We start from the raw sequence: 20,764 nt of genomic DNA on the forward strand, positions 1-20,764 counted from the left end.
CATGGCCAAGGCGACCCGCATGCAACGCACTCCAGGCGCCTTTCCGGTCGGTCGCGATCCGCAATCGGTGCGCCAGCGGGTCACGGCGATGGAAAAGCTGCTGGAGCGCAGCTTTACCATTCCCGGCACGCGCCAGACCGTCGGCCTTGATGCGCTGATCGGCCTGATTCCGGTCGGTGGCGATGTGATCGCGGCGGCGATGGGCCTCTACATGATCTGGGAGGCACGCAATATCGGCATGTCACGCGGCGCCATGCTGCGCATGGCTGGCAATGTCGGTTTCGACTGGCTGATCGGCCTGATCCCGGGCGTGGGTGACGTCGCCGACTTTTTCTACCGCTCGAATTCGCGCAACCTGCGGATCATCAGGCGGCATCTCGACAAGCACCACCCGGCGACCGCGACGATCGATCGCTAGAGCGGAATTGCGTCGGCCCCGATCGCCGGCCAAGCCGCTTCAACGGTTCCGAAACACCGCTAACCGGATCAGGCAACCGGCGGCGGTGGTGGTACGCTGCCATCGCTCGCACGAAACCATGCCGCGGCATCGGGCCGGAACAGCATCCACACAGCGACGGCGTTGAGCGCAAACGTCATCACGTTGAGCGCGGCTGGCACGATGCCGGTCTGCTTGAACCCCGCTAGGGTAAAGGGCAGGCCCACCGCCGAAAGCCCAAAAAGGGCTACGATGATCCACTTCGCGACCTCGCTCGCCTTGCGCGCGGTGAAATACCAAAGCAGCAGCGAGACGAACAACACGAACAGGGTTAGTCCGATCAGCAGACCCTGCATCGCGGGGATCATCTCGGGCATGCGCGCAAACGACGAATCGACGGCCGAAATCTGCGCGCGCCAGCCAAGCGCCGAGTTGACAGCCCACACGGCGACCGACGCCAGATAGGCCTGTTCGAACCGGATGATCGACTGCGGTCGCATGATGGTTGCCTCCCCCTTGATCGGCCAGATGCTTGGCGTCAGGCCGGGGCGAAGTCCAGCCCGATGTCGACCGCCGGCGCCGATTGGGTGAGCCGCCCGACGCTGATATAAGTGACCCCGGTCGCGGCGATCGCGGCGATCGTGTCGAGTCGGATCCCGCCCGATGCCTCGGTCGGCACGCGTCCTGTGACCAGCGCGACCGCTTCGCGCAGCAGCGCCGGCCCCATATTGTCGAGCAGCAAGTGCGTCGCTCCAGCCGCCAGTGCCGGTTCGATCTGATCGATCCGGTCGACCTCGACGATGATCGCGGCGATCCCGGCGCGCACTGCCCGCGCCACGGCCTCTTGCACCGATCCGGCAACCGCGACGTGATTGTCCTTGATCATCGCCGCGTCCCACAGACCCATGCGGTGGTTCTGCGCCCCGCCCATCCGCGTCGCATATTTCTCCAGCCGGCGCAGGCCCGGGATCGTCTTGCGCGTGTCGAGCAACGTCGCGCCGCCCCCCGCCATCGCGTCGACATAAGCTCGCGTCATCGTCGCGATCCCTGACAGATGCTGGACCGTGTTGAGCGCGGAACGCTCGGCGGTCAGCAACGCCCGCGCATTGCCGCGCAGCCGCATCAGGTCGCTTCCCCCCGCAACCGTCTCGCCCTCTGCCGCAAGGATCTCGATCTCGACCGCCGGATCGAGCGCGCGGAAAAATGCCGCGGCGATCGGTAGCCCGGCCACGACCACCGCATCGCGGCTGTCCATCACGCCGTCGAACACCGCATCGGGCGGAATGACCGCCTGCGCCGTGACATCGCCGGCACCAACGTCCTCCGCCAGCGTTGCGGCGACGAATGCGTCGAGATCGAACCCATCGAGCTGAAACACGGACATGGTGACTCCTGAAACCTGCGCCGCCGCCTACCGCCGCCGCCCGGCGGGGGCAATGTCGGTCAGCGGCCTTGCGCCCGTTGCCATGCGCGCGGCCCGCCCCTATTTCCATGGCGAAACACTTTTAGGGGTAACCAATATGACCACCTTCGACGACCGCGAACGCGCGTTCGAAGCCAAATATGCCCGGGACGAGGAAATGGCGTTTCGCGTGACCGCGCGGCGCAACCGCCTGCTCGGCCAATGGGCGGCGGCGAAGATGGCGCTGACCGCCGAGGAGACGGACGCCTATGCCAAGGCCGTAGTCCAGGCCGATTTCGAGGAATCGGGCGACGAGGACGTAATCCGCAAGCTGCTGGGCGACCTGACCGCTGCAGGGGTCGAAGTCGACGACGCCGCCGTGCGCGCCGCCGTTGAGGAAATGACGGTCGAAGCCCGTCGCCAGCTGATGGAAGCGCAGTAATCATGCCGATGGCGGCGAGCGAGATCGAGGCGCTGATCCGCGCCGGCATCCCGGATGCGGCGGTAGAGATCACCGACCTTGCCGGCGATGGCGATCATTATGCCGCGCGGGTAACGAGTGAGAGTTTCCGGGGAATGCCGCGCGTGCGGCAGCACCAGGCTGTATATGCCGCACTCGGCGGTCGGATGGGGGGCGTGCTGCACGCGCTCCAGCTGACCACCGCCGTGCCGGCGGGGAGTGAATGACCATGACCGACGATACCAATGCCCGCATCCAGACTCTCGTCGATTCGAACGACGTGCTGCTCTTCATGAAGGGCACGCCGCTGTTCCCGCAGTGCGGCTTCTCGAACCGCGCCGTGTCGATCCTCAACCATCTCGGCGTGGAATTCGGCAGCGTCGACGTGCTGCAGGACCAGGAAGTCCGTCAGGGCATCAAGGCGTTTTCCGACTGGCCGACCATCCCTCAGCTCTATGTGAAGGGCGAGTTCGTTGGCGGGTCCGACATCATGATGGAAATGTATGAGAGCGGCGAGCTTGCCCAGCTGCTCGAAGACAAGGGCGTCGCCGCGGCCTGATCGGCGGCGATCCTGATTGCGCGGGTCGCCAGCGTGCGGCCCGCTTTTTCGGCGTGCATCGCCGGCCAATGCACTCGACATCGCCACAACGGGAAAGGGCGGACGGCCCGAAAGCCACCCGCCCCTGAAGCGTCGCACCTGACGGTGAACACATATGCCAGCAGTGTTGCACCGCGCGTGCCAGATCGCGTGAACCACGCACATCCGCGCATGACGCTGGTTAACGAAATCTGCCGCTCGGCGAAGCTGTCAGTTTTTCCGACACTTTTCCCACCTACCCGCTCCTGAACATCATTCATCGCGCGTTCAGCCCATTGACTACAGATGTGATCGAAGCGATTACACCCGTAGTCAAAGAGGGATGCGATGACCGAGCGAATCAGCGAAGCCGAGCATGCGGTGATGGAGGTGCTGTGGGACGAGTCCCCGCTCGCCGCCCAGGATGTGGTCGAGCGCGTGGCACCGTCGCGCGGCTGGAGCGCCAATACGGTCAAGACGTTGCTCGGCCGCCTGCTCGCCAAGAACGTCATCGCCGCCGATGAGGATGGCCGCCGCTATCAATACCGCCCGCTGGTCGAGCGCGGCGACTATGTCGAGGGTGAGTCGCGTCGCCTGATCGACCGACTGTTTGGAGGCAAGCTCACCCCGCTGGTCGCGCACCTCGCCGAGCGCGACGCGCTGACCGATCAGGACATTGCCGAGATTGAGGCTCTGCTGAAGGAGCTCAAGCAATGATCGCCTGGATGATTGAAACCTGCGTCGCCACCACGCTGCTGATGCTGCTGGTCCTGGGGCTGCGCAAACCGGTCCGCGAACAGTTCGGTCCCAACATCGCCTACGCGCTATGGCTGTTACCGGTGCTGCGTCTCGTGATGCCGCCCTTGCCCGGCGCGTGGAGCTTCACCGAACTGCTCGGCGGGCTGACGCACAGCGCGGAGCAGGGGCCGGGCGTCGCGGTCGGCGTCCTCAACGCCGAAACCGCGCCGTCGGTCGTGATCGATCAGGCACTGCTCCAGGCGCAGTTCGAGCTCGCCGGACATCAGGCCGATCTGGCGCTGGTCCCGCCCACCACGGTGGCCGATGGTCCGAATATCGCGCTGTTGCTGATCGGGGTGTGGGCGATCGGCGCGCTGATCTTCATCGGCTACCATCTGATCGCGCACAGCCGCTTCTGCGCCAATCTGATGCGCAAGGCGGAAGTTCGCCGCACCGTTGCCGACGGGCGCGTCCATGTCATCGAAACCGATGCGGCCACCGGCCCGCTCGCCTTTGGCATCTGGCGCAAATATGTCGCGTTTCCGCGGGATTTCGCGGAGCGTTATGACCCGGTCGAGCGCAACCTCGCGCTCGCCCACGAACTCGGGCACCATTTGCGTGGTGACCTGATCGCCAACTGGATCGCGCTGGTCGTGCTCGCGCTCCATTGGTTCAACCCGGTCGCATGGCGGGCGTTCCGCGCCTTCCGCGCCGACCAGGAGCTGGCCTGTGATGCCTTGGTGCTCTCGGGCCGCGCACCGGCGCTGCGCCATGCCTATGGCCGCGCCATCGTCAAGTCCGCGCATGGGGGTGCGGTCTCGGCAGCTTGCCACCTACACACCGTCAACGAACTCAAGGGGAGGCTCAAAATGCTCTCGAAACACAATCCCAAGTCGCGCGCGCGCGTCACCATCGGAATTGCCGGCGCCGCGGCACTGACTTTGTCCGGCCTGGCGCTCACCGCCTCGGGCGCAGGCGCTGCGATGACCCAGGCCGACGCACCGATGCCGCCGGCCGCGCCCGTCGCCCCCGAGGCGCCAGAGGCGCCAACCGCTCCCGAGGCGCTCTCCGCGCCCGATGCACCCGACGCTCCTCAAGTGAGCAAGGAACAGCGCGTCCACCGCACCGTCGTGGTCGAGCGCAGGGGCGGCAAGGACGTCAAGACGGAGACCCGCGTGGTTCGAACGGACCGCGACGGCACGGCGTTCTCCTGGACCGGCGACATGGACATGGACATCAACGTTGAGGTCAAGTCGATGAAGTGCGGCGGATCAAAGGACGACGATGTCAAGATCGAGACCCGCAATGGCGACAAGCGCAAGATCGTGCTCTGCACCGACCGCATCGAAATGCGCGCCGACGCTGCGGCAGCCGAGGCCAAGGGTGCAGAGGCGCATGCGCGGCGCGCCCAGGCCATGGCAATCGCCAGCGCCGACATGGGCAAGCGTCACGCCATGATGGGCCTCAAGATGGCCCGCCGCTCGATCGAAGCGCAGACCGAACTGAGCGCCGCACAGAAATCCGCAGCGCTCAACGGCATCGATGAAGCGATGCGGGAATTGGAAGCAGCCGACAAGGACTGATCGCGAAGCGGACCATTGCGCGGCAAGCCCATCACCGCGCAATGGGCCACCAGGGCCGGCCGCGCGCCCTTCACGCGGTCGGCCCGTTCGCGCGTCCTTCGGGGTTGTGCAGACCGCGATGAACCGCCATTTCGGGCTTATGGATGATGCGGCAACCGGCGTGGCGATACAGCTTGAAGCGCTGGTGGCGCGCGTGCTGGCAGCCAACCCCTCCCCCTTCACCTATACGGGCACACAGACCTACCTTGTTGGCACAACCGACCTCGCGGTGATCGATCCCGGCCCCGATCTGCCCGAGCATCTCGATGCGCTGATCGCGGCCATCGCCGGACGACCGGTGCGCGCGATCCTGTGCACCCACACCCATCGCGACCATAGTCCCGCCAGCCGTCCGCTCGCCGCCGCGACCGGAGCGCCGATCATCGGCTGCGCCCCGCTCGCACTCGACGACGACGGACCGCGCTCCGATGCGGCCTTCGATCGCGACTATGCGCCCGACCATGTGCTGTCCGACGGTCAGCGCGTGTCCGGCGATGGCTGGACGCTTGAAGCGGTCGCAACCCCAGGCCACACCTCCAACCATCTGTGCTTCGCGCTGATCGAAAGCGGGGCACTGTTCACCGGCGATCATATCATGGGCTGGTCGACCAGCGTCGTGGCACCGCCCGATGGCGACATGGGCGCCTATATGGCCAGCCTCGACAAGCTGCTCGCTCGCGATGACCGCGTCTATTATCCCGCCCACGGGCCGGAGGTGACCACACCCCAGCGCCTGGCGCGCGGCATGATGGGCCATCGCAAGCAGCGCGAGGGCCAGATCCTGCGCCTGCTGGACCAACGCGTCGTTGCGATCCCGGACATGGTATCCCGCATGTATGTGGGACTCGACCCGCGGCTCACCGGCGCCGCCGGGCGCTCGGTCCTGGCGCACCTGATCGACCTGCGGAATCGCGGGCTGGCGACGGAGGAAAACGGTCAATGGCTCAGCGCAGCGTGACGGACCGCCCCCTTCGCATCCTGCTGGCGACCGCCGCGCTTGCCGTCATCGCCGCGGCCGCGTGGATATCCTGGGATCGCTTCGCCGAGACGCGGCTCGAAACCCTGCCCGCCGATGGCGGCGATCCGGTGACGCAAATCGTGACCGCGCGCCTCGATGGCGCCGGAACGCTCAAAGTGGCCGAGCTGACCGGCACGGTCCAGGCGACCGCGAGTGACACCCGCGGCCTCGGCCTGTTGCGCAGCGACCAGGTCGTGAAGATGCCCTATTCGGTCAGCTATTTCGTCGATGTGTCGCGGCTCGACGCCGATGATCTGCAATGGAACGGCCAGACCCGCACGCTGATCGTCGACGCACCCGACGTCACCGCCGCGCCGGCCAATACCGATGAAGGCCGCCGAACGCTGGTCGAGACTAAGGGCCTGTTCGTCACGCGCGAAGCCGCCGAAGCGCTGAGCAAAAGCACATCAGCCCGCGCGACCGCAGTTGCCGAGCGCGAGGCGAAGAGCCCGGAGCGGATGGCACAAGCCCGCGAACTGGGCCGCGCCGCCATCGCCCGCCTGCTGGCCCAGCCTCTCGCCGCAGCCGGAATGGGAGAGGTCCGCGTCGTCGTGACCTTCCCGCCCGAGCGCACGCTGCGCGACGGCGAACGCTGGGACATGTCCAAGCCGGTCGATCAGGTGATGCGCGAACGCGAACAGCCCGAACCAAACGCAAACTAGGCGTTCACTCTGCGACGGCAATATGGTATTGGCGCCCCCATAGACTGGTTGCGGGGGCAGCTTATGGCGACTTTAGCCAACGACGCGGCGTATGCGCGCACGCGTGATTCGCGTTTCTTTGAAGTCAGCGCAATCCTCATGGCGCTTATCCTAGTTTCCGGGTTCAGCATCCATTTGGCGATGGGGCGATCCAACTTCAGCGCACCGCTGTTCGTCCACGTTCATGGCGTGATCTTCTTCGGCTGGGTCTTACTGTATGTCGCCCAGACGTTCCTCGGCACCCGCGGTCCGATCGCGCTCCACCGCCGCCTGGGCTGGATCGCCGCTGGCTGGGTCGCGGCGATGGTGGTCGCGGGGTTCGCGGTCATCATCTGGCGGATACAGGCTGCGCAGGCGCCGTTCTTCTTCCGCCCACAGCATTTCCTCATCGCCAATCCGCTGGTCGTGCTGCTCTTCTCCGGCCTGACCAGCGCGGCAGTCGCGATGCGCAAACGCAGCGACTGGCACCGCCGCCTGCATCTATGCGCGATGGCGACGCTGCTGGGACCCGGCTTCGGGCGGCTGCTGCCCATGCCGTTCATGATCCCCTGGGCCTATCAGATCGCGATGGTCTGCGGGCTCACGTTTCCGATCGCCGGGATGATCCGCGATATGGTGCGCAACGGGCGTGTCCATCGCGCGTGGTGGTGGGGGATCGGAACAATCCTGGCAGTGATGGCCGGGACCGAGGCGATCGTCTATTCGCCGCTCGGCGATGCGATCTACAGCTGGGTCACCGCAGGCACGCCGGGTGCGACCGTTGCACCGCTCGAGTTCGGCGCGATGCCGCCAATGGGTTGAACCGCGTGCCCGACAAGGCCATGTGAGCCCTCGAATCAGAGGGCCTCACGATGAACGCACGCACCGACCTGTCCGGCATCGACATCCGCGCGGAGATCGACCGCCTGCGCAAGGAGCGCAACGCGGTCATCCTGGCGCATTATTACCAGAAGCCGGAGATCCAGGACCTTGCCGATTTCGTCGGCGACAGCCTGGAGTTGAGCCGCAAGGCGGCGGAGACCGATGCCGAGGTGATCGCATTCTGCGGCGTGCGGTTCATGGCCGAAACCGCTAAGATCCTGTCGCCGGACAAGGTGGTGATCCTGCCTGATATGAACGCCGGCTGCAGCCTGGAGGACAGCTGCCCGCCCGATCAGTTCGCCGCGTTCCGCGCGCAGCATCCCGACCATATTGCCCTGACCTACATCAACTGCTCGGTCGAGGTGAAGGCGCTCAGCGACATCATCGTCACCAGTTCGTCGGCGGAAAAGATCCTCAGCCAGATCCCGCCGGAGCAGAAGATCATCTTCGGCCCCGACAAGCATCTGGGCGGCTATATCAACCGCAAGATGGGCCGCGACATGCTGCTGTGGCCGGGCGTGTGCATCGTGCATGAGGCGTTCAGCGAGACCGAGCTGCTCAAGCTCAAGGCCCAGCACCCCAACGCCCCCGTCGCTGCGCACCCCGAATGCCCGCCGCACGTGCTCGACCACGCCGATTATGTCGGATCGACCAGCGGGATCCTGCAGTTCGCCAAGGATTTCGACGGCGACACGCTGATCGTCGCGACCGAACCGCACATCATTCACCAGATGGAAAAGGCGGTCCCGGAAAAAACCTTCATCGGCGCCCCCGGTGCGGACGGCAACTGCAACTGCAACATCTGCCCCTACATGGCGCTCAACACGCTGGAAAAGCTCTACGTGGCGCTGCGCGACCTCGAACCGCGGATCGAGATTGCCGAGGATATCCGGCTCAAGGCCAAGAAGAGTCTTGATCGGATGCTGGCCATGGCAAGCGGCACGGTGGGTCTCGGCGACCTCGGCCCGCTGCGCGTCACCGGCGACTGAGCCTCGCCGCCAGTCGCGGTGACCGGTCAACGCGGGCGCTGCACGCTGCCCCGACCGCAAGCGGCCGGGGCAGCGCAACGACCCGAACGTGCAGCTTAGCGCGTCAGTTTCTTGTACGCCAAGCGCGTCGGACGATCCGCCGCATCGCCCAGGCGGCGGCGCTTGTCCTCCTCATACGCCTCGAAATTGCCCTCGAACCATTCGACGTGCGAATTGCCCTCGAAGGCGAGGATGTGGGTGGCGAGACGGTCGAGGAAGAAGCGATCGTGGCTGATGACCACGGCGCAGCCCGCGAAATTCTCGATCGCCTCTTCCAGCGCGCCGAGCGTTTCGACGTCGAGGTCGTTGGTTGGTTCGTCGAGCAGCAGCACGTTGCCGCCGCGCTTCAGCATCTTGGCGATGTTGACCCGGTTGCGCTCACCGCCCGACAGCTTGCCGACATTCTTCTGCTGGTCCTGGCCCTTGAAGTTGAACGCGCCGACATAGGCGCGGGTCGACTGGTCGTGGCCGTTGACCTTCATGTAATCGAGCCCGTCGGAGATTTCTTCCCAGACATTGTTGGCAGGGTTGAGGTGATCGCGGCTCTGGTCGACATAGCCCAGACGTACCGTGGTGCCGACCTCGATCTTGCCTTCGTCGGGCTGTTCCTGGCCGGTGATCAGCTTGAACAAGGTCGACTTGCCCGCGCCGTTCGGGCCGATCACGCCGACGATGCCGCCCGCCGGCAGTGTGAACGACAGGTTTTCGAACAGCAGTTTGTCGCCATAGGATTTCGACAGGTTCTCGACCTCGATCACCTTGCCGCCAAGCCGCTCCGGCACCTGGATGACGATCTGTGCCTTGCCCGGCGTGCGATTCTGCTGCGCTTCGACCAGCTGTTCGAACTTCGAGATACGCGCCTTGGACTTGGTCTGGCGCCCCTTCACGCCGGCGCGAATCCACTCCAGCTCGTCCTTGATCGCCTTTTGGCGACCGGTGGCCTCGCGGTCCTCCTGCTCCAGGCGCTTGGCCTTCTTTTCCAGATAGGTCGAGTAATTGCCCTCGTACGGGAAATACTTTCCGCGATCGAGCTCGAGGATCCAGTCGACCACATTGTCGAGGAAATAGCGGTCGTGGGTGATCATCAGCACCGCGCCGGCATATTCTTTGAGGTGGTTTTCCAGCCACTTGACGCTTTCAGCGTCGAGATGGTTGGTCGGTTCGTCGAGCAGCAGGATCGACGGCTTCTGGATCAGCAGGCGGGTGAGCGCGACGCGCCGCTTTTCACCGCCCGACAGATTCTCGACCGACCAGTCGCCCGGCGGGCAGCGCAGTGCCTCCATCGCGATCTCGAGCTGGTTGTCGAGGCTCCAGCCGTCGACTGCGTCGATCTTGGCCTGAAGGTCGCCCATCTCTTCCATCAGCGCGTCGAAGTCGGTGTCGTCCTTGGGATCACCCATCTCGGCCGAAATCGCGTTGAAGCGCTCGACAAGGTCGGCGGTCTCGCGCGCGCCGTCCTTCACGTTCTCCAGCACCGACTTGCTCGGGTCGAGCTGCGGCTCCTGCTCCAGATAGCCGACGGTGATATTCTCACCCGGCCATGCCTCGCCGCTGAAATCCTTGTCGATGCCGGCCATGATCTTGATCAGGGTCGACTTGCCCGCGCCGTTCGGGCCGACGATGCCGATCTTCGCGCCCTGATAGAATTGCAGGTTGATGTTGCTCAGCACCGGCTTTTGCGCGCCGGGGAAGGACTTGGTCATGTCCTTCATGACAAATGCGTATTGGGCGGCCACTTATGGTCTCCGAAAAAATCGAACGAACGGGTCTGGGATTGACGCGCGATGTAGCGATGGCACGCCGTCAACGCAATCAGCGCAGCCAGCGGACCATCGCGGGATAGACCGGCGCACCCTCCGGCGCAGTCAGCGGACCGTGCGCCATCCCCGCCGCGACCAGCTCCGGCAGGCCGACATAGAGTCCCATCGCATAGGTCTGTGCCAGGCTCGGTCCGCGCCCGTGATAGCCACCCGTGTGAAACACGACGCCGGGGTCGATGCCCAGCTCCACCGCCGCGGCATAGGACCAAGCCATCGCCGCCAACTCCAGCGCGCGGTCGTCCGGCACGGCGCCGCCGCGTGCGTCGGCCTCCAGCACCGCGAGATGCCCCGCCTCGTGCAGGATGTCGCCCGGCCATTGCAGGCGCGCGCGATCTACCACCACTCCCCCCTTCACCACCGCGACGGCCGACAGAAACGAATCGGCCGCGACCGCATCCTCGGTAACCGAAATTCCGATACCACGCACGAACGCGACGATCCGTTCGATCATGTCTGACTGGTCGTCCATCAGCCTGACCTAATGCGGTTTTTGTCGATCGGGAGGATTTTCGGCCCATGACGGATGCGTTTCGGGATTCTAGGAGTAGCGGCATGATGCACCGCCTCACCCGCCTCGCTGCAGCGACCGCCCTCGTTGCGTTTCCCGCCACCGCCTCCGCGCAGATGATGGACCCGGCCGCCCTGCGCGATGCCGCTCTCAAGGACGATCTGGCCTATGAAATCACCGAGGGGCTGACTACCGAAGTCGGACCGCGCCTCGCCGGGACCGAGGCGGAGGCACGTGCCCGCGTCTGGGCGATCAAGAAGCTGACCGCGCTCGGCTTCAAGAATGTCCGCAACGAGCAATTTGAAATGAAGACCTGGGTACGCGGCGTGGAAACGCTGGAGGTACTCGCCCCTTTCCCTCAGCCACTGCACCTGACCGCGCTCGGCAATTCAGGGGCAACCGCCGCCAAGGGGCTTGAGGCCGAGATTGTGTATTTCCCGGACCTCGCCGCGCTCAACGCCGCGCCCGACGGCAGCCTCAAGGGCAAGATCGCGTTCGTCAGCCACGGCATGGCCCGTACCCAGGACGGATCTCAATATGGCGCCTTCGGTGCCGCCCGGCGCAGCGGGCCGACCGTCGCGGCGCGCAAGGGCGCGGCGGCGATCCTGATTCGCTCGATTGGTACCGACTATCACCGCAACCCGCATACCGGCGTCACCAATTTTGCCGATGGCGTCGCCCCGATCCCCGCCGCTGCCCTGTCGCTGCCCGATGCCGAGCAGCTGGAACGCATCCTGCAGCGCGGCCAGCCGGTGAAGGTCAGGCTGACCCTGACCCCGCGCCAGATCGGCACCACCGAATCGGGTAACGTCATCGCCGAAGTGCCGGGCAGCGACCCCGCCGCCGGTATGGTCGTGGTCGCGTGCCACCTTGACAGCTGGGACCTCGGCACCGGCGCGTTCGACGACGCCACCGGCTGCGGCATTGTCGCCGCTGCGGCGAAGCGGATCATGGATGCCGGCACGCCGCGCCGTACGATCCGCATCCTGTGGGCGGGCGCCGAGGAAGTCGGCGTGTTCGGCGGCAAGGCCTATTTCGACGCGCACAAAGGCGAGAATCACGCGCTTGCCGCCGAATCGGATTTCGGCGCGGACCGCGTCTGGCGGGTCGATTTCAAACTGCCCGATAGCGCCAAGACGGTCGGTGACCGCGTAGCGGCGGCGCTCGCCCCGCTGGGAATCAGTCGGGGCCGCGAACGCGCCAGCGGTGGCGCGGATGTCTCTGCCTTGATCGCCTCCGGCGTCGCGGGCATCGATTTGCAACAGGATGGCAGCCGCTATTTCGACCTTCACCACACGCCGGATGATACACTCGACAAGGTCGACCCGGTCCAGCTGCGCCAGAACGTCGCGGCGTGGACGGCCATGCTGGCTGTAGTCGCCAACGCCCCGGAAGGCATCGGTCCGGTGCGGTGACCTGTGATGCACCGCACCATTTCGGCTGGCCGCAAACCTTGCTGACAGATGAATTTCCATTGACGGACGCGTAACGGGCGCTATTCCGACTAACTCGCACGGCAATCGGGCCGGGGCGAACCGAAATAGCTTTGCTTGGGAGCAAACGAATGAAGAAGATCCTCATCGTCGCTGCCGCGACCGGCCTGATGTCGCTCGCCGCTTGCAACACGCCTGCCGCGAACAACACCGCCGAGAACGTCGCTGCCGGCATGGAAGCGGAAGCCGACAACATGGAAATGATTGCCGACAACGCGACCAACGAAGTCGTCGAGGACGCGGCTGAGAACGCTGCCGACAACCTGGAAGCAGCTGCCGACAACGTCGCTGGCTAATTCCGGTTCGGCTTCCCGGCTCGCCTGAGCCGGTCGAATCGAAAGGGCGTCCCCGCGGGGGCGCCCTTTTTTTCATGGCTCGCGACTGCTGCCGGGACGGCGCCGGTCGATGCTCGACGGCGTTCGACCGACCATTGATGGGCCCGATCGACTTGCCCCCTGGCTACGATCGACGCAGCGTCGGCTCCGTCGGTTGCCGCGCCCAACCGGGTCTGAGTTCAGCCTTCGAATGGGTTCAACGCGAAGAGGTCGGCGATGTTCGTCACGCGCTTCCGCATGCCCCTTGCAGCGACTTAGAGCCGCTCCACCGCGCGCTCGATCTTGCGCAGCACCGCGCGATCGCCGGCGGGCGCGTCCGCCGCATCCTGGGCAAGCGCCATCAGCCGGATCGCGCCAAAGCTTGCCGCTAGTCCCTTGAGCCGCAACGCCGCGCTGCGCCAGCCTTCCGGATCATCGGCCTTGGCCAACCCCTCCAGCGCGCGCTTCGCGCTTTCGAGGAACGCCCCGCGAAGCTCCGCGATCAGCCCGGGCTCATCGCCCACCGCCGCCGCCAGAGTCGCATCGATTGCACCGGGATCATACGCCATGCCCGACTCTAGATTCGGCGTGCTTAATGAGTGGTTTCACAATGCTAGGCGGCGATGGTGCGATTGTGCTAAACCGGGACGATGAACGGGGGAACGAACAAGATCGGGCCACGTCCGCTCGACGATGCGGACGACGAACTGCTGCTCGTCGATGAAGCGGTAGAACCGCCCGCGGCGGAGCTGGAGCCGGAGCCCGATATCGATGCTGCGGAGCCGCGCCTGCGCACGCCATGGCTCGCCGCCACGCTTGCTTGTGGCCTGGTGCTGGCATGGATCGGCATCGCCGGATGGCTGCTCCAGCCGGTCTTCGCCGCCCCGCCCCCGCCCGCCGATCTGATCCAGCTGATCGCCGCGCTGTGCGTGCCGCCTGCGTTGATCGGGATCGTGTGGCTGCTTGTCCAGCGCAACAGCGCGGCGGAAGCCCGCCGGTTCGGCAACACGGCCCGCGCGATGCGCGCCGAAGCTGCCAGCCTGGAACGCGTCGTCGCAACCCTCGCGCGCAAGATCGAGGCGAACCGCGCCGAACTCGCCGATCAGACCACCGCGCTGATGGCGATGGGCGACCGCGCCGCCGAGCGACTTCAGGCCATCTCCAACGGCATGGCCGCCGAAGCGCGGGCGGTTGCCGACAGCGCGCAGAAGCTGATCGACAGCGGCGTCTCTGCCGAAAAGAGCGTGGGAATCGTCCTGTCCTCCCTCCCTCGCGCCCATGAGGACATGACTGGTATCGCCGCGACGCTCGACGCGGCGGGGCTGAAGGCCAGCGAACATGCCTCTGCTCTCGACGCGCAGCTCGCTGCGCTGGCCGAGCGCGGGCGGGAGGCGGACGTGATTGCCGGAGGCGCCGCCCAGCGCCTCGCCGCGCATATCGCGCGCATGGAGGCGACCAGCGAGAATGCGGGCACCAGGCTGGAGGGCGTAGCCGCCAGCATGTCGGAAACCGTAGACGCCATGCTCGATCGCGCCGCCGCTGCCGTGGACGAAGCGCGCAAGGGCATCGCCGCGCAGGGCGAGGCGATGCTCGCCATGCTCGCCGCCAATCAGGCCTCGCTCGACAAGGCCGGGCGCGACAGCATCGACACGGTCGGCGCGCGCATCGGTGAGGTCGAGGAGACGATCGGTCGCATCGCCGACCGGCTGGGCGAGGAACAGACCCGCGTCGACATCCTGCTCGCGTCGGTCACCGGTGGCATCGCTCAGGCGGATGGCCAGCTCTCGGCATTGCACAGCCATGGCATGGAGCGCACGCAGGCGCTGTCCGCAGCGATCAGCGCGCTGGACAGCTCGGCAGGCGCGATGACCGAAACGCTGCGTGACGGCGACGCCACCGCCCGCCGCGTCATCGCGACCGCCGAGGAACTGCTCACCGCGCTCGACGCGTCGGCGCGCGAGATGGACGAGACGATGCCCGAGGCACTGGTGCGCCTTGAGCAGCGGATCGGCACGACGCGTGGCGTCATCGCCGCGTCCAAGCCCGAACTTCTCGCGCTCGTCACCGCCGCAGAAAGCACCCACGACGCGATCGAGGCGATCGCCGACGTCGTCCGCACGCAGCGCGACATGCTCGCAAAGACCCAGGCGTCGCTGCTCGAATCGCTCGAAGATGGCCAGGCCAAGACCGCGCAGCTGGAGGATGTCGTCGATCGCGCCATCGCCAACGCCCGCCGCTTCGCCGATGAAGCTGCACCCGAGCTGGTCGACGCGCTGCTCCGCATCCGCGAAACCGCCAATGCCGCGTCCGATCAGGCCCGCGCCGCGCTCGCCAGCATCGTGCCCGAAGCGACCCGCCAGCTCGAGGATGCCGGTTCCGCCGCGCTGCGCCGTGCGCTTGACGCGAGCGTGCGCACCCAGCTGATCGAACTGGGCGAAGTGACGCAGGGCGCGGTCAACGCCGCCGCGCGCGCCAGCGAGCGCCTCGCGCAGCAGATGCTGTCGATCCACGACGCCTCGGCACAGGTCGAAGCGCGGATCGATGAGGCCCGCGCCGAACGCGAAAATGCCGATCGTGACAATTTCGCGCGCCGCGTGTCGCTTCTGGTCGAAGCGCTCAACTCCGCCTCGATCGACATCTCCAAGGCATTCGCGCACGAAGTGTCCGATAGCGCCTGGGCGGCATATCTGAAGGGCGACCGCGGCGTCTTCACCCGCCGAGCCGTCCGCCTGCTCGACAGCGGCCAGGCACGCGAAGTGTCCTCGCTCTACGAAGGCGACCCCGACTTCCGCGAGCAGGTCAATCGCTACATCCATGATTTCGAAGCGATGCTGCGTCAGGTGCTCGCCCTGCGCGACGGCGCGCCGCTGGGCGTGACGTTGCTCTCATCCGACATGGGCAAGCTCTACGTGGCGCTGGCACAGGCGATCGAACGGCTGCGGGGGTAGGCGCCAAACGGGGCGAGATTATTGTCTCGCCGCCGCCTGCACCTTCATCGCAAATGCCATCCGCGCCGCCGATAAATCGCGGTCGCTTGCACGCGGCCAGGCGGCACTGGTAACCATCACCAGCTTGTTCGCCGGATCTACGATGATCGACTGCCCGAAAATACCCTGCGCCGCGAACACGCCGCCCGCCGGCACCCACCATTGATAGCCATAGCCGCCGCCGGGAAAGCTCACCTGCGCCTTGGTTGCGTCGGCGAACCAGCCGGCGGGGACGATGCCCTTCCCGCCCTCCAGCGCCATCTGCCCGATCCGCCCATAATCGCGCAGCGATACCGACAGACAGCACCCCGACACTTCCGCGCCGGTCTGGTCGGTCATCCAGAACGCATCGCGCTCCATGCCATAGGGCTTCCAGATCTTCTCTTCGAGATAGGCCGATAGCGACTTGCCCGTCGCACGGCGCACCAGCACGCCGATCAGGTTCGTTTCGCCGGTCTTGTAGACGAACTTGGCCCCCGGCTCGCTCTCGCGCGGCAGCTTGCGCATGTAAAACACGGTCGGGTCCTGCCCGGCAGGCACCGCCTCGGCGAACATCCGCGCCACGTCGCTATTCGGGTTGGTGTAATCCTCGTTCCACTTCACCCCCGACGTCATCGTCAGCAGCTGTCGGATCGACACCCCGTCATAGCCAGCACCGGCCAGATCGGGGATATAGCGCGTCACGGGATCGTCGATCGACTTGATATAGCCGTCCTTGATCGCCGCCCCAACCAGCGTCGAGGTCACCGACTTGGCGACCGAAAAGCTCGTCCAGCGCCCCTCTGGCCCATAGCCGCGCGCATAGCGTTCGAGCCGCACCTTGCCGTCCTGCAGCACCAGCAGCCCGGTCATGTTCTGCGCCGTCATGAACGCGGACACGTCAGCCTCTGCGACCGGCAGCGGCGTACCCTTGGGCAGCGCGCGGACCTTGCGCCCGGCCTGGGCGGTGGTGCCGGGGAAGATCGTCTCCATCGCCGGGAAGTTGCGGTACCGCTCCTCCTGCGACCAGAACAGCACCGCGGCACCGACCTGACGCAGCTTCGCCATATCCTGCGGCGCGGCCTGAACGGCGGGCGGCGGCGTTCCGGCACCCGCTGCGCAACCCGCCAATGCCAGTGCGCCGAGCGCTACTCCCCAAGCCCGCATCATCCCTCTCCCTAGTCTTTTATCAGCGTGACCTGCGCGACATGGATGCCCCCGCCGCGAAACCCGCCTTCGCAATACATCAGGTAATAGCGCCACAGATCGATGAAATGGGAATCAAATTCGGCAGGCAGCCGCCCCTCCGCCACCGCCGCGTCGAACGCCTCCCGCCACAGCTTCAGCGTATTGGCATAATCGATGCCGAAATTGTGCTGATCGGCCCAGCGCAGTCCCTGCGCCTGCGCGATCGCGCGGAAGCGGCCCTCGGACAGCAGCATCCCGCCGGGAAACACATAGGCCTGAATGAAATCGACATTGCGCGCATAGGCGTCGAAGATCGCGTCATCGATCGCGATATACTGAATCGCCGCGCGCCCGCCCGGCTTCAGCACCCGCGCGATCGTTGCCAGATAGGCCGGCCAGTAATCCTGCCCCACCGCCTCAACCATCTCGATGCTCGCCACCGCGTCGAACACGCCGGTCACGTCGCGATAATCGGTCAGCCCGACGGTCACACCGTCCAGCCCGGCACGCGCGATCCGCGCCTCGACATAGGCCTTCTGCTCCGCCGACAGCGTGATGCCGTGCACCAATCTCCTGCCGCGCGCCGCCAGTTCGGCGAAGGATCCCCAGCCACACCCGATCTCGAGGATGCGGTCCCCCGGCGCCGTCCCAGTCCGCTCCAGCACCGCCGCCAGCTTCGCCACCTGCCCTTGCGCCAGCGACGCCACCCCCGGCGCGAACAGCGCGCTCGAGTAAGTCATGCTCGCGTCCAGCCACGGCGCGTAGAAGTCGTTGCCGAGGTCGTAGTGATAGGCGATGTTGCGCCGCGATCCGGTCCGCGAATTGCGCTGGAACCAATGCCACACGCGCTTGGCGATCCGCCCCACGCCCCCTGCACGCCCGGCATTGCCCAGCGTCGCGCGATTGCGTACGAACAGGTCGAACAGCGGCACCGGATCGGGACTGGTCCACTCGCCCGCCGCCCATGCCTCGTACCAGCCCGCCGACCCGCCGGTCGCCAGCCGCCACAGCGCGCGCCAGCTGCGGATCGCCACGACCGCCTCTGGCCCCGGCGCTCGCCCGCCCAACCGCCGTTGCATGCCGCCGGGCAATGTCGCCGCAATCGCCCCCTCGGCCAGCCCCGCATCGATCCGGTCGAGCAGGCGGTGAAGCCAAGGCTCCGCCACCCCGGCAATCAGCGCGCTCGCGGTGCCTCGAAGGTTCGCTCCGTCACGACGGCCTCGATTGCGGAAATGGGTCTGGTTCACGCGCACAACAACCACGGCCAACGTGAGTCGGGCAAGCCGCAAAAGCCAGGATCAGATCCCCCGCACCGCCGCCAGCGCCCGTTCGCGCGCTTCGCGGTGGCCGACGATCTTCCGCGGATAGTCGTCCGGCCGCCGCCCATGTTCCTCGGGATCGTGGATCACATCATCGTGCAGGCGCGCGAGTTCCGGCACCCACTCACGGATATAGCCCGCCGCATCGAACTTCTCCGATTGCGACAGCGGCGCCATGATCCGCACGAACATGTTCGAATCGATGCCCGTCCCCGACACCCATTGCCAGTTGACCGCGTTGCTCGCGTAATCGGCGTCTACCAGCGTGTCCCAGAACCACTTCTCACCCTCACGCCAGTCGATCAGCAGATGCTTGATCAGGAAACTTGCCGCGATCATCCGCACGCGATTGTGCATCCACCCGGTCGCCCACAGCTGCCGCATCCCGGCATCGACGATCGGATACCCCGTCCGCCCCTTGGTCCACGCATCGAACTCGTCGCGCACCGCCGACGATCGGAAATCGCGCCACGGGATCGCGTCAAACTTTTCCCGCGCATTCTTCGCGGCATAGTCGGGGAATTGCAGGATCACATTCTGCGCATAATCGCGCCAGCCGATCTCGCTCAGGAACACATCGACCGATCCGCCGGCATCAGCAACCCGGTGCCAGACATAGGCCGGCGACACCTCGCCGAAATGGAGGTGCGGGCTGAGCCGCGAGCTCCCCTCGATCGAAGGCAGGTTGCGCGTGCGGTCGTAATCCGCCGCGCTGTCCACAAAGGCGTCGACCCGCTTGCGCGCACCCGCCTCACCCGGCTCCCACTCGGCAAAGCCTGTCGCCCAGTCGGGCTTGGTCGGCAGCAGCGCCCAATCCTCCAGCAGATCCGATTTGGGCCAGCTCGATGGTGCGGGAATGTCGCGCGGCCGGTTCGCCGGAGCCGCCGGGGGCATTCGCTGCCGCAACGCACGCCAGAACGGCGTGTAGATCTTGTACGGCTCGCCCGATCCCGTCGTCACCGCACCCGGCGGCGCGAGGTAGTTGCCATCATGGCAGACCAGCTCCAGCTGCTTCGCGACCGCCCGCTCGGCATTGCGCCACCACGGCTCGTAATGGCGGATGCAGTGGACCCGCTTCGTCCCCACGGCCTCCGCCAGCGCTGCCAGCACGTCATCGCACTTGCCCCGCCGCAGGATCAGCCGCGATCCTTTGGCACGCAGCGCCGCGTCGAGGCTCGCCAGACTATGGTGCAGCCACCAGCGCGATGCCCCGCCCATCGCGCGATGCCTGGGCGTATCGTCGTCGAGGATATAGACCGGCACCACCGGCCCCTCCCCCGCCGCGGCGATCAGCGCCGCCTGATCGGACAATCGCAGGTCACGGCGAAACCACAGGATGCTCGTCATTCAGTTTCCCTGTTGGGCAGGATGCGGACGCTGAACCGTCCGCGCGTCATCGGGTTGCCAAAGCGCTGGTCGCTGATGACGATGCTGTCATCCGCGCGCAGCTCTGCATAGGGCATGCGCGACCAGAACAGGAATGCGCGCACCTCCGGATACCGCGCCGCAGCCGCCGCGATACGCGGATCGTCCATCCCGATCGGCAGCGGCCCCCGCTCCGGCTCGGCGAACAGGCTGGGCAGCACCCCGCCGGTCAGGTTCAGCGACCCGCTCCCGCGCTGCCCCGCACCACGCCACAGCGTCTCGCGTTGCCAGAAGGCGATCGGCACCGGGTTGGCGACGACCAGTTCCGGGGTAATCCCGTATTCGGCACGCACCCGCTCGGCGGTCTGCGTCTCGGCCAGGCCGGTGAGCACGCCGTTGCCCAGGATATACGCGCTGACCGCCGCAACCACGATCCCGCCGCGCCGCCGCCAGTCGCCCCCGCGCCGTTCCGCCCGGCGCGACCACAGGAACCCGCCGATCAGCATCGCCCACATCCAGATGTCGATGATAAAGATGCTGTCGCCATAGAACCAGCGCGATGAAAAGGGCTCGAGCAACCGGATACCATAGCTGTTGAGCCAGTCGAACGCCGGGTGGCTGAGCGTACCGATGAACGCCAGCAACAACAGCTGCCACGGCCGCACCGGCGCGCGCGCTTCGGGTCGCTTGCCCCGCCGCGTCTGCCACCGGTCGAACCCGATCATGATCGCGGTCAACAGCACCGGCAGCACCAGCATCGCGATCGGCCCATGCGTCAGCCCGCGCCGCATCTCCAGCGACTGGATGCCATAGACTGTGCAGGCGGCATCGAGATCGGGGATGTTCGCCGCGATGATCAGCGTCGGCATGCCCAGGCCGGAGAGCTTCTTGAGCCCCGTTTGCCCCAGCGCCACCCCAATCAGGCTATGTGTCAGATTGTCCATGCTC

The 20,764-nt window shown here is 66.3% G+C and carries 22 protein-coding genes; 13 read left to right on the top strand and 9 right to left on the bottom strand.

Annotated features, from left to right (window positions below):
• Positions 1 to 19 precede the first annotated feature (19 nt).
• Positions 20 to 418 (top strand): DUF4112 domain-containing protein, encoded by a 399-nt coding sequence (locus ACO05N_RS16245; RefSeq protein ID WP_422058031.1) that lies wholly within the window; start codon positions 20 to 22, stop codon positions 416 to 418.
• A gap of 68 nt (positions 419 to 486) precedes the next feature.
• On the opposite strand, the gene ACO05N_RS16250 is transcribed toward ACO05N_RS16245, so the two are convergent.
• Positions 487 to 936: a hypothetical protein gene (locus ACO05N_RS16250; RefSeq protein WP_422058032.1), complete on the bottom strand. Its 450-nt coding sequence runs from the start codon at positions 934 to 936 to the stop codon at positions 487 to 489.
• 38 nt (positions 937 to 974) lie between these two features.
• The gene (gene nadC, locus ACO05N_RS16255; RefSeq protein WP_422058033.1) at positions 975 to 1,820 is read right to left on the bottom strand and encodes a carboxylating nicotinate-nucleotide diphosphorylase; all 846 of its coding nucleotides are present in this window, start codon (positions 1,818 to 1,820) and stop codon (positions 975 to 977) included.
• A gap of 136 nt (positions 1,821 to 1,956) precedes the next feature.
• Between nadC and ACO05N_RS16260 the strand changes: the two genes are divergently transcribed.
• The 9 genes from ACO05N_RS16260 to nadA all read left to right on the top strand — a co-directional run bounded on the left by ACO05N_RS16260 (position 1,957) and on the right by nadA (position 8,804).
• On the top strand, positions 1,957 to 2,280 hold the full coding sequence (locus ACO05N_RS16260) for a DUF1476 domain-containing protein (RefSeq protein ID WP_422058771.1): 324 nt from the start codon (positions 1,957 to 1,959) through the stop codon (positions 2,278 to 2,280).
• A 2-nt stretch (positions 2,281 to 2,282) separates the two neighbouring features.
• Positions 2,283 to 2,525 (top strand): BolA/IbaG family iron-sulfur metabolism protein, encoded by a 243-nt coding sequence (locus ACO05N_RS16265; protein WP_066661979.1) that lies wholly within the window; start codon positions 2,283 to 2,285, stop codon positions 2,523 to 2,525.
• Positions 2,526 to 2,527: 2 nt separating this feature from the next.
• Positions 2,528 to 2,857: a Grx4 family monothiol glutaredoxin gene (gene grxD, locus ACO05N_RS16270; protein ID WP_422058034.1), complete on the top strand. Its 330-nt coding sequence runs from the start codon at positions 2,528 to 2,530 to the stop codon at positions 2,855 to 2,857.
• A gap of 366 nt (positions 2,858 to 3,223) precedes the next feature.
• Complete coding sequence (locus ACO05N_RS16275) at positions 3,224 to 3,592, top strand: BlaI/MecI/CopY family transcriptional regulator (RefSeq protein WP_066661983.1); 369 nt, start codon at positions 3,224 to 3,226, stop codon at positions 3,590 to 3,592.
• On the top strand, positions 3,589 to 5,196 hold the full coding sequence (locus ACO05N_RS16280) for a M56 family metallopeptidase (protein ID WP_422058035.1): 1,608 nt from the start codon (positions 3,589 to 3,591) through the stop codon (positions 5,194 to 5,196). Before ACO05N_RS16275 ends, ACO05N_RS16280 begins: the two co-directional genes overlap by 4 nt.
• 139 nt (positions 5,197 to 5,335) lie before the next feature.
• Positions 5,336 to 6,193: an MBL fold metallo-hydrolase gene (locus ACO05N_RS16285; RefSeq protein ID WP_422058036.1), complete on the top strand. Its 858-nt coding sequence runs from the start codon at positions 5,336 to 5,338 to the stop codon at positions 6,191 to 6,193.
• Positions 6,175 to 6,915, top strand: coding sequence for a DUF4230 domain-containing protein (locus tag ACO05N_RS16290; RefSeq protein ID WP_422058037.1), 741 nt, complete (start codon positions 6,175 to 6,177; stop codon positions 6,913 to 6,915). The genes ACO05N_RS16285 and ACO05N_RS16290 overlap by 19 nt, the downstream gene beginning before the upstream one ends.
• A gap of 138 nt (positions 6,916 to 7,053) precedes the next feature.
• A complete protein-coding gene (locus ACO05N_RS16295) occupies positions 7,054 to 7,755 on the top strand; it encodes a hypothetical protein (RefSeq protein WP_422058038.1) in 702 nt (233 codons plus the stop codon).
• 50 nt (positions 7,756 to 7,805) lie between these two features.
• Positions 7,806 to 8,804 (top strand): quinolinate synthase NadA, encoded by a 999-nt coding sequence (gene nadA / locus ACO05N_RS16300; protein WP_422058039.1) that lies wholly within the window; start codon positions 7,806 to 7,808, stop codon positions 8,802 to 8,804.
• 95 nt (positions 8,805 to 8,899) lie between these two features.
• On the opposite strand, the gene ettA is transcribed toward nadA, so the two are convergent.
• Complete coding sequence (ettA, locus tag ACO05N_RS16305; RefSeq protein ID WP_422058040.1) at positions 8,900 to 10,579, bottom strand: energy-dependent translational throttle protein EttA; 1,680 nt, start codon at positions 10,577 to 10,579, stop codon at positions 8,900 to 8,902.
• A 76-nt stretch (positions 10,580 to 10,655) separates the two neighbouring features.
• On the bottom strand, positions 10,656 to 11,132 hold the full coding sequence (locus ACO05N_RS16310; protein WP_422058041.1) for a hypothetical protein: 477 nt from the start codon (positions 11,130 to 11,132) through the stop codon (positions 10,656 to 10,658).
• Positions 11,133 to 11,215: 83 nt separating this feature from the next.
• Here ACO05N_RS16310 and ACO05N_RS16315 point away from each other — a divergent pair, with 83 nt between their 5' ends.
• Positions 11,216 to 12,586 (top strand): M28 family peptidase, encoded by a 1,371-nt coding sequence (locus ACO05N_RS16315; protein WP_422058042.1) that lies wholly within the window; start codon positions 11,216 to 11,218, stop codon positions 12,584 to 12,586.
• A 149-nt stretch (positions 12,587 to 12,735) separates the two neighbouring features.
• Positions 12,736 to 12,960 (top strand): hypothetical protein, encoded by a 225-nt coding sequence (locus ACO05N_RS16320; protein ID WP_422058043.1) that lies wholly within the window; start codon positions 12,736 to 12,738, stop codon positions 12,958 to 12,960.
• Between the two features lie 293 nt (positions 12,961 to 13,253).
• On the opposite strand, the gene ACO05N_RS16325 is transcribed toward ACO05N_RS16320, so the two are convergent.
• Complete coding sequence (locus tag ACO05N_RS16325; protein ID WP_300493697.1) at positions 13,254 to 13,547, bottom strand: Hpt domain-containing protein; 294 nt, start codon at positions 13,545 to 13,547, stop codon at positions 13,254 to 13,256.
• Positions 13,548 to 13,628: 81 nt separating this feature from the next.
• On the opposite strand from ACO05N_RS16325, the gene ACO05N_RS16330 reads away from it, so the two are divergent.
• Positions 13,629 to 15,926, top strand: a complete 2,298-nt coding sequence (locus ACO05N_RS16330; RefSeq protein WP_422058044.1) for a hypothetical protein — start codon at positions 13,629 to 13,631, stop codon at positions 15,924 to 15,926.
• Between the two features lie 18 nt (positions 15,927 to 15,944).
• On the opposite strand, the gene ACO05N_RS16335 is transcribed toward ACO05N_RS16330, so the two are convergent.
• The 4 genes from ACO05N_RS16335 to ACO05N_RS16350 are packed head-to-tail and all read right to left on the bottom strand — an operon-like array spanning position 15,945 to position 20,760.
• A complete protein-coding gene (locus ACO05N_RS16335; protein ID WP_422058045.1) occupies positions 15,945 to 17,111 on the bottom strand; it encodes a serine hydrolase domain-containing protein in 1,167 nt (388 codons plus the stop codon).
• Between the two features lie 11 nt (positions 17,112 to 17,122).
• The gene (locus tag ACO05N_RS16340) at positions 17,123 to 18,379 is read right to left on the bottom strand and encodes a class I SAM-dependent methyltransferase (protein ID WP_422058046.1); all 1,257 of its coding nucleotides are present in this window, start codon (positions 18,377 to 18,379) and stop codon (positions 17,123 to 17,125) included.
• A 51-nt stretch (positions 18,380 to 18,430) separates the two neighbouring features.
• Positions 18,431 to 19,798: a cryptochrome/photolyase family protein gene (locus tag ACO05N_RS16345; RefSeq protein ID WP_422058047.1), complete on the bottom strand. Its 1,368-nt coding sequence runs from the start codon at positions 19,796 to 19,798 to the stop codon at positions 18,431 to 18,433.
• Positions 19,795 to 20,760, bottom strand: a complete 966-nt coding sequence (locus ACO05N_RS16350) for a metal-dependent hydrolase (RefSeq protein WP_422058048.1) — start codon at positions 20,758 to 20,760, stop codon at positions 19,795 to 19,797. Before ACO05N_RS16350 ends, ACO05N_RS16345 begins: the two co-directional genes overlap by 4 nt.
• Positions 20,761 to 20,764: the final 4 nt, after the last annotated feature.

This window comes from Sphingomonas sp. (genome assembly GCF_965227385.1).
Lineage (GTDB): Bacteria > Pseudomonadota > Alphaproteobacteria > Sphingomonadales > Sphingomonadaceae > Sphingomonas.